The sequence below is a fragment of the Streptomyces sp. NRRL WC-3742 genome, from assembly GCF_000720635.1.
GTDB lineage: Bacteria > Actinomycetota > Actinomycetes > Streptomycetales > Streptomycetaceae > Kitasatospora.
In genome coordinates this window covers 46,952-59,101 of sequence record NZ_JOCF01000065.1, presented here as the reverse complement: position 1 = coordinate 59,101, position 12,150 = coordinate 46,952, and the positions used below count along the sequence as shown (strand labels likewise).

10 protein-coding genes are annotated in these 12,150 nt (G+C 72.4%); 7 read left to right on the top strand and 3 right to left on the bottom strand.

Annotated elements, in window-relative coordinates; translation table 11 throughout:
- The first annotated feature begins 300 nt into the window (after positions 1-300).
- From IH61_RS0130385 to IH61_RS0130370, 4 genes are all read left to right on the top strand, one after another.
- Positions 301-2,997 carry a sensor histidine kinase gene (locus IH61_RS0130385; RefSeq protein ID WP_078911511.1) on the top strand — a complete coding sequence of 899 codons (2,697 nt, stop codon included), beginning with the start codon at positions 301-303 and terminating at the stop codon, positions 2,995-2,997.
- Positions 2,998-3,678 carry a response regulator gene (locus tag IH61_RS0130380; protein ID WP_031075688.1) on the top strand — a complete coding sequence of 227 codons (681 nt, stop codon included), beginning with the start codon at positions 2,998-3,000 and terminating at the stop codon, positions 3,676-3,678.
- A 92-nt stretch (positions 3,679-3,770) separates the two neighbouring features.
- Complete coding sequence (locus IH61_RS0130375) at positions 3,771-4,178, top strand: OB-fold nucleic acid binding domain-containing protein (RefSeq protein WP_031075686.1); 408 nt, start codon at positions 3,771-3,773, stop codon at positions 4,176-4,178.
- Positions 4,179-4,180: 2 nt separating this feature from the next.
- Positions 4,181-4,960: a DUF3159 domain-containing protein gene (locus IH61_RS0130370; RefSeq protein ID WP_234327399.1), complete on the top strand. Its 780-nt coding sequence runs from the start codon at positions 4,181-4,183 to the stop codon at positions 4,958-4,960.
- Between the two features lie 121 nt (positions 4,961-5,081).
- Here the strand turns inward: IH61_RS0130370 and IH61_RS0130365 are convergent, their stop codons facing one another.
- Entirely contained in the window at positions 5,082-5,753 is a 672-nt protein-coding gene (locus IH61_RS0130365; protein WP_031075682.1) for a potassium channel family protein, read from the bottom strand.
- On the bottom strand, positions 5,753-6,421 hold the full coding sequence (locus tag IH61_RS0130360; RefSeq protein ID WP_031075680.1) for a potassium channel family protein: 669 nt from the start codon (positions 6,419-6,421) through the stop codon (positions 5,753-5,755). Before IH61_RS0130360 ends, IH61_RS0130365 begins: the two co-directional genes overlap by 1 nt.
- A 269-nt stretch (positions 6,422-6,690) precedes the next feature.
- Between IH61_RS0130360 and IH61_RS0130355 the strand changes: the two genes are divergently transcribed.
- Together IH61_RS0130355 and IH61_RS0130350 are read left to right on the top strand one after the other, a co-directional pair.
- Positions 6,691-8,766, top strand: a complete 2,076-nt coding sequence (locus tag IH61_RS0130355) for an APC family permease (protein ID WP_051838365.1) — start codon at positions 6,691-6,693, stop codon at positions 8,764-8,766.
- A gap of 326 nt (positions 8,767-9,092) precedes the next feature.
- A complete protein-coding gene (locus tag IH61_RS0130350) occupies positions 9,093-10,448 on the top strand; it encodes a class I SAM-dependent RNA methyltransferase (protein ID WP_031075677.1) in 1,356 nt (451 codons plus the stop codon).
- 60 nt (positions 10,449-10,508) lie between these two features.
- Here the strand turns inward: IH61_RS0130350 and IH61_RS0130345 are convergent, their stop codons facing one another.
- Entirely contained in the window at positions 10,509-10,703 is a 195-nt protein-coding gene (locus IH61_RS0130345) for a hypothetical protein (protein ID WP_158845430.1), read from the bottom strand.
- A 378-nt stretch (positions 10,704-11,081) separates the two neighbouring features.
- Between IH61_RS0130345 and IH61_RS0130340 the strand changes: the two genes are divergently transcribed.
- Positions 11,082-12,029: a LysR family transcriptional regulator gene (locus IH61_RS0130340; RefSeq protein WP_031075673.1), complete on the top strand. Its 948-nt coding sequence runs from the start codon at positions 11,082-11,084 to the stop codon at positions 12,027-12,029.
- Positions 12,030-12,150: the final 121 nt, after the last annotated feature.

The following is a 12,150-nucleotide window of genomic DNA, read 5'->3' as shown; positions in this document are numbered from 1 at the left end:
TACTGCAGGGGGGACCCTGTGGGAGAGTAGGACGCCGCCGAACAATTCTTCTGAAAAGCCCCTGATCCGATTCGGATCAGGGGCTTTTCGCATATCCGGACATCTTCGGGCCCCGTCCACCCCGCCGGATGGGGGGTTCAGGGCCCCGGTCCCCTGTGACACCGTCAATATGCCGCTAAAAGAGCCTGCTCAGAGCACGGATCAGCGGAAAACCTCCTCGCGCGACCGTAGTGTCGAAGGGGGAGGGGAACAGGTGTCCGGGGGTGGCTCCCGGACTGGTCCGGATCAAGAATGGTGCTCATGGGACGAGGCAGGCTGCGGATCTACCTCGGGGCGGCCCCCGGGGTCGGCAAGACGTACGCCATGCTCGCCGAGGCGCACCGGCGCCGGGAGCGTGGCACGGACGTCGTGGTGGCGTTCGTGGAGGACCACGGCCGGCGGCGGACCGCGGACATGGTCGCGGGGCTGGAGATCGTGCTGCGGCAGCAGGTCGTCCACCGGGGGGCCAGGTTCTCCGAGATGGACCTGGACGCCGTGCTCGCCCGCCGCCCCGAGGTGGCGCTGGTGGACGAGCTGGCGCACACCAATGTGCCGGGGTGCCGCAACGCCAAGCGCTGGCAGGACGTCGAGGAGCTGCTCGCGGCCGGGATCGACGTGATCTCCACCGTGAACGTCCAGCACCTGGAGTCGCTGGGCGACGCGGTCGAGGGCATCACGGGTGTGCGTCAGCGCGAGACCGTCCCGGACGAGGTGGTGCGGCGGGCGGACCAGATCGAGCTGATCGACATGTCCCCGCAGGCGCTGCGGCGCCGGCTGGCGCACGGCAACGTGTACGCCTCGGAGAAGGTCGACGCCGCGCTCGCCAACTACTTCCGTCCCGGCAACCTGACCGCTCTGCGGGAGCTGGCGCTGCTGTGGACCGCGGACCGCGTGGACGAGTACCTGCAGAAGTACCGGGCCGAGCAGGGCATCGAGGGCGTCTGGCAGGCCCGGGAGCGGATCGTCGTCGGGCTGACGGGCGGCCCGGAGGGGGCGACGCTGATCCGCCGGGCCGCCCGCATCGCGGCGCGCGTCTCCGGTGGTGAACTGCTCGCCGTCCACATCTCCCGCTCGGACGGCCTGGCGGGCTCGGGCTCGCCGCAGACGCTGATCGAGCAGCGCGTCCTGGTGGAGAGCCTCGGCGGTTCCTTCCACAACGTCCTGGGCGACGACCCGGCCGCCGGGCTGCTGGACTTCGCGCGGGGTGTGAACGCGACCCAGATCGTGCTGGGCACCAGCCGCCGGCCCGGCTGGCAGTACCTGTACGGGCCGGGCGTGGGCACCACGGTGACCCGGGAGGCCGGGGACATCGACGTCCACATGGTCACCCACGAGCACGCTGGGCACGGCAAGCGCGCCAAGGTGCCCGTGCGGCGGGTGACGGACCTCGGGCGGCGCCGGACGGTGGCGGGCTGGCTGATCGGGCTGGCCGGGCCGCCGCTGCTGGCGGTGGTGCTGACGGCGATCGGCGGGCTGGGCCTGTCGACGGACATGCTGCTGTTCCTGTCGCTGACGGTGCTGGCCGCGCTGGTCGGGGGCCTGCTGCCCGCCATCGCCTCGGCCCTGGTCGGCTCCTCGGTGCTGAACTACTACTTCACGCCGCCGCTGCACACCTTCACCATCAACGAGCCGCAGAACATCATGGCGGTGGCGATCTTCACGGTGGTCGGCATCTCCGTCGCCTCGGTGGTCGACCTCGCCGCCCGCCGCACCCACCAGGCGGCCCGCGCCCAGACCGAGGCGCGCACACTGAGCGCGCTGGCCGGGACGGTGCTGCGCGGCGCCCCCAACGGGGACGGTGTGCTGACGGCGCTGATGGAGCAGGTGCGGGAGACCTTCGGGCAGGAGAGCGCCGCGCTGCTGGAGCGCCCCGAGCCGATGGGCCCCTGGGTGCCGGTGGCGTCCGCCGGAGCGCGTCCGCCGGAGCGGCCGGACGACGCCGATGTGGACGTGCCGGTCGGCGACAGCCTGGCCCTGGTGCTGCGCGGCCGGGTGCTGCCCGGTGCGGACCGGAGGCTGCTCGGCGCCTTCGCCGCCCAGGCCGCCGTGGTGCTGGAGCGCCGCCGGCTGGCCGGGGAGGCCGCCGCCGCCAGGCGGGAGGCCGAGGGCAACCGCATCCGCACCGCGCTGCTGGCCGCGGTCTCGCACGACCTGCGCACCCCGCTGGCGGGCATCAAGGCTTCGGTGAGTTCGCTGCGTTCGGCCGACGTCGACTGGGACCCGGAGGACGAGGCCGAGCTCCTCGCCGGGATCGAGGCGGGGGCCGACCGGCTGGACCACCTGATCAACAACCTGCTGGACATGAGCCGGCTGCACACCGGCACCGTCACCCCGCTGATCCAGGAGACCGACCTCGACGAGGTGGTCCCGTACGCGCTCGGCGGCGTCGCGCCCGAGTCCGTGCGGCTGGAGGTGCCGGAGACCCTGCCGATGATCCGGGCCGACGGCGGGCTGTTGGAGCGCTCGCTCGCCAACCTGGTCGAGAACGCCGTCAAGTACAGCCCGGAGGGCGTGAAGGTGCTGGTCAAGGCCGAGGCGCTGCGGCGGCCGGGCGGGCCCGGCCGGGTGGAGCTGCGAATCGTCGACCGCGGCCCGGGGGTGCCCGAGGAGGCCAAGGAGCGGATCTTCGCGCCGTTCCAGCGCTACGGGGACGCCCCGCGCGGCGCCGGGGTGGGCCTGGGGCTCGCGGTGGCGCGCGGGTTCGTCGAGGCGATGGACGGCACCGTCACCGCCGAGGACACCCCGGGTGGCGGCCTCACGATGGTCGTCAGCCTGCCCGCCGTCGAGTGGCCCCCGGAAGCGCCCGAGCCGGACGAGGTGCCCGAGCCGATCGTGTCGGTCGAGCGGGTCGAGTCGGACGAGCCGTCGGAGCAGGAGACGGCGAAAGTCGTACCGTCAGTTAGTTCCACCGTCATCGAGTCAGACAGCTCAGACCGCACTGAAAGGCGGAGCCCGTAAATGACCCGGGTCCTCGTCGTGGACGACGAACCGCAGATCGTCCGCGCGCTGGTGATCAACCTCAAGGCCCGCAAGTACGAGGTCGACGCGGCCCATGACGGCGCCGGCGCCCTGGAGCTGGCCGCCGCCCGCCATCCGGACGTCGTCGTCCTGGACCTGGGGCTGCCCGACATGGACGGCGTCGAGGTGATCCGCGGCCTGCGCGGCTGGACGCGGGTGCCGATCATCGTGCTGTCGGCCCGGCACGCCTCCGACGAGAAGGTCGAAGCCCTGGACGCAGGCGCCGACGACTACGTCACCAAGCCCTTCGGCATGGACGAGCTGCTCGCCCGGATGCGGGCGGCCGTCCGGCGCGCGGAGCCCGTCGCGGGGGAGGACGACTCGCTCGTCGTCACCGAGAGCTTCACCGTCGACCTCGCCGCGAAGAAGGTCAACCGGGACGGCACCGACGTGCGCCTCACCCCCACCGAATGGCACCTGCTGGAGGTGCTGGTCCGCAACGCGGGCCGGCTGGTCAGCCAGACCCAGCTGCTCCAGGAGGTGTGGGGGCCCGCCTACCGCACCGAGACCAACTACCTGCGGGTCTACCTGGCCCAGCTGCGCCGCAAGCTGGAGCGCGACCCCTCCCACCCGCGCCACTTCATCACCGAGCCGGGCATGGGCTACCGCTTCGAGGGTTAGAGCCCGACAGGCCGGTTCGGGTCCGTCCCGGAGAGTGACCCCCGGCGGCAGACGCCTGCCGTCGGGGGGCCGGAAACCGGTACCCTTCCGGCATGAGTGGTGACAAGAACGGCGACCAGCCCCAGGGCCGCCTGCGCCGCATGCTCAGCCGGCTGACCTCCTCGACCGAGGAGCTGCAGGCCGAGGAGCTGCGCCAGGAGAGCGCCGCGGAGTCGGGCAGCCGTCCGATCGCCGCCTGCGGCGACCGCGACCTGGTCACCGTCGCGGGCACGCTGCGCACGGTGACGCTCCGCCCGCGGGCCGGGGTACCGGCGCTGGAGGCCGAACTCTTCGACGGCACCGAGGCGTTGGACATGGTCTGGCTCGGCCGCCGCTCGATCGCGGGCATAGAACCCGGTCGCCGGCTCGTCGCCAGCGGCCGGATCAGCCACGCACGCGGGCGCCGCGTGCTGTTCAACCCTCGATACGAGTTGCGTCCGGTCGGACACGGGAGCGAATGAGCGTGAGCAACCAGCCCGGCGGTGACGCCGCCACCCGGCTCGGCCTCGACACGGCCGCCCTCCAGGGGACCGCCGTCCCCGCCCAGGAGGCCCCGGCGCCGCTGACCCCCGAGGAGGAGGAGGCTCGGAGGGCCGCCGCCTCCAAGGAGGCCGCCGACACCGTCCTGAAGGCTTTCGGCGGCGTGCGCGGCATGATCGACATGACGCTGCCCGGCCTGGTCTTCATCGTCACGTACAACCTGACCCACCAGGTCAGCAGTGCCGCCTGGGCCGCGCTCGGTCTGAGCGCCCTGTTCGTGGTGGCCCGGCTGGCGAGGCGGGAGACCATCCAGCACGCCTTCAGCGGCGTCTTCGGCGTCGCCCTGGGCGCCTGGATCGCGATGAAGAGCGGAAAGGCCGAGGACTTCTACCTGCCGGGCCTGCTGTGGAACGTCGCCTACTGCGCGGGCTTCGCGCTCTCCGCGCTGGTGCGCTGGCCGATGATCGGCCTGATGCTCGGTCCGATCACCGGCGAGATGTTCACCTGGCGCAAGGAGAACCCGGGCCGCTTCCGCGCCTACACCAAGGCGACCTGGGCCTGGGTGGTGATCATGGGCCTCAAGCCGGTGATCCTCTTCCCGCTGTACTTCACCCACAACGTCAACCTGCTCGGCTGGCTGAAGGTCGCCCTCGGCATCCCGCCGATGCTGCTGGCGATGTACGTCACCTGGCAGATCCTGCTGAAGGCGCCGCCGCCGATCAAGGCGCAGCTGGAGGAGGACGAGGAGGAGCCGGCCAAGTAGCCGGGCTCCCCGGGGCCACGAACGGGGTCCACGAACGGGATCCACGAACGGGGCCCACGAACGGACGCAGGGCCCGCACCCCTTTTCGAAGGGGTGCGGGCCCTGCCGCGTGCCGTGGGTCCTACTGGCCGCCGGAGGACGACAGGAGCAGCCGCTCCAACTCCTCCTCGCGCTCCTGCGCGGCGACGAAGAGCAGCTCGTCGCCGCCCTCCAGGGTGTCGTCCTTGCCCGGTACCAGCACCCGGCCCTCGCGGATGATGGTCACCAGCGCGGTGTCCTGCGGCCAGGCGACGTCGCCGACGCGGGTGCCGACCAGCTCGGTGTCGGCGGCCAGGGTCAGCTCGACCAGGTTGGCGTTGCCCTGGCTGAAGCGCATCAGGCGCACCAGGTCGCCGACGCTGACGGCCTCCTCGACCAGCGCGGACATCAGGCGCGGGGTGGAGACGGCGACGTCCACACCCCAGGACTCGTTGAAGAGCCACTCGTTCTTCGGGTTGTTCACCCGGGCGACGACCCGCGGCACCGCGTACTCGGTCTTGGCGAGCAGCGAGACGACCAGGTTGACCTTGTCGTCGCCGGTCGCGGCGATGACGACGTGGCAGCGCTGCAGGGCGGCCTCGTCCAGCGAGGTGATCTCGCAGGCGTCGGCGAGCAGCCACTCGGCCATGGGGACCCGCTCCACCGAGATGGAGTTGGGGTTCTTGTCGATCAGGAGGACCTCGTGGCCGTTCTCCAGCAGCTCGCCCGCGATCGAGCGGCCCACGGCACCGGCCCCGGCAATGGCGACCCGCATCAGTGACCCTCCTCCTTCGGCCCCTGCGCGAACGCGGCCTCCACGGCCGTCAGGTCGCCCCGACGCAGCATCACGTGCACCAGGTCGCCTTCCTGCACCACCATCTGCGGCGAGGGCAGCACGCCCTCGCCGAGCCGGGTGACGAACGCCACCCGGGCGCCGGACGCCTCCTCCAACAGGCCGAGGCGCCGGCCCACCCACGCCGGGTCGTACGCGACCTCGGCGAGCTGCACGCCGCCGCTCGGGTCCTGCCACAGCGGCTCGGCGCCGCTGGGCAGCAGCCGGCGAAGCATCTGGTCGGCCGTCCAGCGGACGGTGGCGACGGTCGGGATGCCCAGGCGCTGGTACACCTCGGCGCGGCGGGGGTCGTAGATCCGGGCCGCGACGTTCTCCACGCCGAAGGTCTCCCGGGCCACCCGCGCGGCGATGATGTTGGAGTTGTCACCGCTGGAGACGGCGGCGAACGCGCCGGCCTCCTCGATGCCCGCCTCGCGCAGGGTGTCCTGGTCGAAGCCGACACCGGTCACCCGGCGCCCGTTGAACCCGGCGCCCAGACGGCGGAACGCCGTCGGGTCCTGGTCGACCACGGCCACCGAGTGACCCTGTTTCTCCAGCGCTCTGGCCAGGGCCGAGCCCACGCGGCCGCAGCCCATGATGACGATGTGCACCGGTGCTACCTCACCCGTTCCGTAGGGGTCTTGACCTGCGCAAACACCGATCATCTCCGTTTCCCGCCCGGCTGTTTCCGCGGCGAGTGCTCTGGTGGGGGCCGACCCGGGGGACGCTCCGAACGGCGTCGACGACGGTCGACAACGTCAGTGTTGCCCGCCGGCTCGTATCCGACACGCTAGCCGGTCCGTACATCGCAGTCGCGATGAAGGGGGGTAGCTCCGGCGCAAGCGCTCAGGAGGAACCCCTACGATTCCTTAACGTGCCTATGCCGACTGACCTTCCGAAACGCATCCTGATCGGGCGTGCGCTGCGCAGCGACAAGCTGGGCGAAACGCTCCTGCCCAAGCGGATCGCGCTGCCCGTCTTCGCCTCGGACGCGCTCTCCTCGGTCGCGTACGCCCCCGAGGAGATCCTGCTCACGCTCTCCGTCGCGGGGGCCTCGGCGATCCACTTCTCCTGGCAGATCGGCCTCGTCGTGGCGATCGTGATGCTGGCCGTTGTCGCCTCCTACCGGCAGAACGTCCACGCCTACCCCAGCGGCGGCGGCGACTACGAGGTCGCCACCGTCAACCACGGACCCAACTCGGGCCTGGTGGTGGCGAGTGCGCTGATGGTCGACTACGTGCTGACCGTCGCCGTGTCCACCAGCTCGGGCGTCGCCAACGTCGTCTCCGCCGTCCCGGCCCTGCGCGGGCACGAGGCGCTGGTGGCGGTGATCGTGATCGTGCTGCTGATGGGGATGAACCTGCGCGGCGTGCGCGAGTCCGGCTCCGCGTTCGCCGTCCCCACCTACGCCTTCATGATCGGCGTGGTCGGGATGGTCGGCTACGGGTTCTTCCGCAGCGTCGTGCTCGGGCAGGACATGCCCTCCGAGAGCTCCGGCTTCGCGCTCGAGGCGACCCCGGGCAACGGCTCGCTGGCAGGGTTCGCGATGGTGTTCCTGCTGCTGAAGTCCTTCTCCTCCGGTTGCGCCGCGCTGACCGGTGTGGAGGCGATCTCCAACGGCGTGCCGGCGTTCCGCAAGCCGAAGAGCAAGAACGCGGCCACCACCCTGCTGATGATGGCCTCCATCGCCGTGGTGATGTTCATGGGCATCATCTGGCTGGCCCGCCTCACCCACGTGCAGATGGCCGAGAACCCGGCGGAGCAGCTCGTCGGCTCCGGGCCCGGCTACCACCAGAAGACGGCGCTGGCGCAGATCAGCGAGGCCGTGTTCTCCAACTTCACGCCCGGCTTCTACTTCGTCGCCGCCGTCACCGGCCTGATCCTGGTGCTGGCCGCCAACACGGCCTTCAACGGTTTCCCGGTGCTCGGCTCGATCCTCGCCCAGGACCGCTACCTGCCCCGGCAGCTTCACACCCGCGGCGACCGGCTGGCCTTCTCCAACGGCATCATCCTGCTGGCGATCGCCGCGATCGTGCTGGTCCTGGCCTTCGACGCGGACCCGAACCGGCTGATCCAGCTGTACATCGTCGGCGTCTTCGTCTCCTTCAACATGAGCCAGTCCGGGATGATCCGGCACTGGACCCGGCTGCTGCGCACCGAGACCGACCCGGCCGCGCGCCGCCACATGCAGCGCAGCCGGGCGATCAACACCTTCGGCCTGGTGATGACCATGGCCGTGCTGATCGTCGTGCTCGTCACCAAGATCAGCCACGCCTGGATCGCGATCGCGGCGATGGCCGTGCTGTTCGTGATGATGAAGGGCATCCGCCGCCACTACGACCGGGTCTCCGACGAGCTCCTCGCGGTCGAGGAGGCGGACGACACGCTGATGCCCACCCGGGTGCACGCGATCGTGCTGGTCTCCAAGCTGCACAAGCCCGCGCTGCGGGCCATCGCGTACGCGCGGCTCGCCCGGCCGCACACGCTGGAGGCGATCACCGTCAACGTCGACCCGGAGGACACGGCGGCGCTGCGGCGGGAGTGGCACGAGCGGGGCATCGAGGTGCCGCTGAAGGTGCTGGACTCGCCGTACCGGGAGATCACCGGGCCGGTGCTGGACTACGTGAAGAACCTGCGCCGCAGCAGCCCGCGCGAGGTGGTGTCGGTGTACATCCCCGAGTACGTGGTGGGCCGCTGGTACGAGCACCTGCTGCACAACCAGAGCGCGCTGAGGCTCAAGGGGCGGCTGCTCTTCAAGCCCGGTGTGATGGTCACCTCGGTGCCGTGGCAGCTGGAGTCCTCGGAGCGCCGCAAGCCGCAGAGGGCCTGGTCGGCGCCGGGCGCCGTCCGCCGTGGCGAGCCGCGGGCGCCGAAGGCCGTACAGTCGAAGGATTCAGTGCGCACCGGTTCGCCCGGCGACGCGCCCACCGACCGCAGCAAGGACTCCGATCTGTGACCCGCAACACTCCGTCCCGTTCCTCGGGTTCCTCCTCCGGCAAGGGCAAGGGCGGCGCCCGCCGGGGCGGCTCCCAGCCCGGGCAGGTGGCTCGGCCGCGCTGGGGCCGGCCGGCCCGCCCGGAGGCCACCGACCGCGACGGGCTGACGGCGCGCACCGCGCCGGTCGTGCCGGGGGAGCCGGAGCCGCGCAAGGCCGAGAAGCCGGCGAAGGCCGAGAAGCCGGTGAAGGCGGACAAGGGCGCGAAGGCGGCGAAGACCTCCGCCGACGCGGGTGGCGCCGGGCGCAGGGCGCCGCGCAAGCAGGCGGTCCGGCCGCCGAAGGCGCTGCGGGCGGGCGCCGCCCCCGTACGGCCGCAGCGGCCGCAGGCGCCGTCCGGGGAGCCGCTGGTCGGTGAGCGCTACGAGGTCGAGGTCGGCCCGGTCGCGCACGGCGGCGGGCACTGCGTGGCCCGGCACGAGGGGCGGGTGCTGTTCGTGCGGCACGCGCTGCCCGGCGAGCGGGTCGTCGCGCAGGTGACCGAGGGCACCAGCACCTCGCGCTTCCTGCGCGCGGACGCGGTGGAGGTCCTGGAACCGGCCAAGGAGCGCATCGAGGCGCCGTGCCCGTTCGCGGGCCCCGGCAAGTGCGGCGGCTGCGACTGGCAGCACGTCACCCCGGGCGGGCAGCGCAAGCTCAAGGCGTCGGTGCTGACCGAGCAGCTGGCCAAGCTGGCCGGGCTCACCCCGGAGGAGGCCGGCTGGGACGGCAGCGTCGAGCCGGTCGGCGGCAAGCTGCCCGCCGGGCAGGTGCCGGCCTGGCGCACCCGGGTGCAGTACACGGTGGACGCGCAGAGCGACAAGGTCGGGCTGCGCAAGCACCGCTCGCACGAGGTGCAGCCGATCGACCGCTGTCTGATCGCCGCCGAGGGCGTCACCGAGCTGGGCGTCGAGGCCCGCGACTGGCCGGGCGTCGCCACGGTCGAGGTGGTCGCCGCGTCCGGCTCCTCGGACCGCCAGGTGGTGCTGACCCCGCGCGACGGCGCACAGCTGCCGATCGTCGAGCTGGACAAGCCGGTCTCGATCGCCCGCGTGGACGACCACGGCGGCGTGCACAAGGTGCACGGGCGCTCCTTCGTGCGCGAGCGCGCCGCCGGGCGGACCTGGCGGATCAGCAACGGCGGCTTCTGGCAGATCCACCCCGAGGCGCCGGACACCCTGGTCGACGCGGTCCTGGACGGCCTGGACCCGCAGTGGGGCGAGAGCGCGCTCGACCTGTACTGCGGCGTCGGCCTGTTCGCGGGCGCGCTGGCCGACCGGGTCGGCGAGGACGGCGCGGTGCTCGGCATCGAGTCCTCCAAGCAGGCGGTGGCCGACGCCCGGCACAACCTGGCCGTGCTGGAGAACGTGCGGATCGAGTGCGACCGGGTCGAGACGCTGCTGCCGCGCACCGGCATCACCGCCACCGACCTGATCGTGCTGGACCCGCCGCGCGCGGGCGCCGGGCGGGAGACCGTCGCGCACCTGGCGGGCCTGGAGGCGCGGCGCATCGCGTACGTGGCCTGCGACCCGGCGGCGCTGGCGCGGGACCTGGCGTTCTTCCGCGAGGGCGGGTACCGGCCGGTGTCGCTGCGGGCCTTCGACCTGTTCCCGATGACGCACCACTTCGAGTGCGTGGCGATCCTGGAGCCGGCCGGGAAGTGATCCGGTGAGACGGAGGAGGCGGTCACCCCTGGGGGTGACCGCCTCCTTTCGTATGTGCGGCTAGTCGTTGTGTTCCTCTTCCTCGGCGCGGTGCGGGAGGTCGATGCCGTGCTGAGCGGCGAGCCGCAGGAGCGAGGCGACCCGGCCCTCGTACGCCTGGACGCCGTCGGCGTCCCCTGCGGCCCGGGCCGCGGCGAGGTCCTGCCGGGCCTGGGCGAGCTGCTCGCGCAACTCCTGGTCGAACATGGCTGTCATCTGCCGGCCTCCGCACCGGTCGGTGCCGCTCGGGGAACGCTCAGGAGTGTTCATGAGCGTTCAGGAGTGTTCAGGGTCTCGGATGGTGAAGGACTCTTCAAGTCTCCCGCCTCCCGGGCGGGGCGCGGCCGGGCCCGGGTCGGCTCCGCGGATGTCCCGGGGATGCCCCGGGGATGTCCCGGAGAGGGCAATGCCCGGGTAAAGGATGACGGTCGCAGGGCCGATCGGGCCGCGACAGGGGCTTGACGAGGCAATTCGCCGGGGCGAAGGTAAGCCGCTGACATGTCATGTGTGCCGTTGCACCATCCGTCCCCGGCAGAGGCCGCGTGATTGTCGTCGCGTCGTCGGTTTGTCGTGGGGAGCGGGTGGGGGAGCGTCATGGAGCTGGAGCTGCGGCACCTTCGGGTGCTGTGTGCCATCGCCGACACCGGGAGCGTCGGCCGGGCCGCCGCCCTGCTCGGCGCCTCGCAACCGGCGACCAGCACCCAGCTGCGCCGGATCGAGCGCCACCTGGGGGCGCCGCTGTTCGAGCGGACGGCCGCCGGGGTGGCGCCGACGGGCTTCGGGGCGGAGGTGGTGGCCGCCGCCCGGGAACTGCTCACCCGGGCCGACTGCCTGGGCCGCCGGACGCAGGGCGCCGAACCAGTCCCGCGCGAGCTGCGGCTGGCGGCCACCAACTCGCCGATCCTGCCGGGCCTGGTCACCCGGGCCCGGCACCAGCGGCCCGGGCAGCGCTTCACCCTGTCCTCCGTCTACCGCTCCTCGGACATCGTCGACCTGCTGGAGCGGGGCGAGGCCGACGTGGCCGTGGCGGTGGACTACCCGGGGCGGGAGCTGCGGCACTCCGAGGCCGTCGCGCACCGGGGGATCGTCACCGAGCCGGCCTTCGTCGCGCTGCCCGCCGGTCACCGGCTGCGCCACAACACGGAGGTGGCGCTGGTGGACCTCGCGGGGGAGGAGTGGTTCCTGACCCCGGACGACGGGGCCGGCTGGCACCGGGTGTTCCACAGGGCGTGCGCGGCGGCCGGGTTCGCGCCGGCGACGGTGCACGAGTACCTCGGCGGGCGGCTGGAGCTGCAGGAGATGATCGCCGCCGGGCTCGGCGTCTCCGTCGTCCAGGCGACCACCCGGCCGCTGGCGGAGGTGGTCGTCAAACCGCTGGTGGGGACGCCGATCTGGATGCGGCAGCTGCTGGTGTGGCGGCCGGCCGGGGTGGGCGGGGAGGTCGTGGAGACGCTGTTCGGGGCGGCGGCCGCGGCGTACCGGGACCTCATCGCGGCGGCGCCGACCTTCCAGGCGTGGGCCGCGCGGACGTACCGGTCGTAGCGGGGGCTCCGGGGACGGGCGACGTGTTATGGCCGTCGGCACTGATGTCATATGACCTGTGACATTGTTCTGACAGGTACTCGCTGGCAGGATCACGACCGTTCCCCCCATGCCCCCACGG

Excerpts from the sequence above, each read along its gene's own strand:
- IH61_RS0130385 (WP_078911511.1), top strand. The coding sequence starts at position 301 with ATGGGACGAGGCAGGCTGCGGATCTACCTCGGGGCGGCCCCCGGGGTC.
- IH61_RS0130380 (WP_031075688.1), top strand. The coding sequence starts at position 2,998 with ATGACCCGGGTCCTCGTCGTGGACGACGAACCGCAGATCGTCCGCGCG.
- IH61_RS0130375 (WP_031075686.1), top strand. The coding sequence starts at position 3,771 with ATGAGTGGTGACAAGAACGGCGACCAGCCCCAGGGCCGCCTGCGCCGC.
- IH61_RS0130365 (WP_031075682.1), bottom strand. The coding sequence starts at position 5,753 with ATGCGGGTCGCCATTGCCGGGGCCGGTGCCGTGGGCCGCTCGATCGCG.
- IH61_RS0130355 (WP_051838365.1), top strand. The coding sequence starts at position 6,691 with ATGCCGACTGACCTTCCGAAACGCATCCTGATCGGGCGTGCGCTGCGC.
- IH61_RS0130345 (WP_158845430.1), bottom strand. The coding sequence starts at position 10,703 with ATGACAGCCATGTTCGACCAGGAGTTGCGCGAGCAGCTCGCCCAGGCC.
- IH61_RS0130340 (WP_031075673.1), top strand. The coding sequence starts at position 11,082 with ATGGAGCTGGAGCTGCGGCACCTTCGGGTGCTGTGTGCCATCGCCGAC.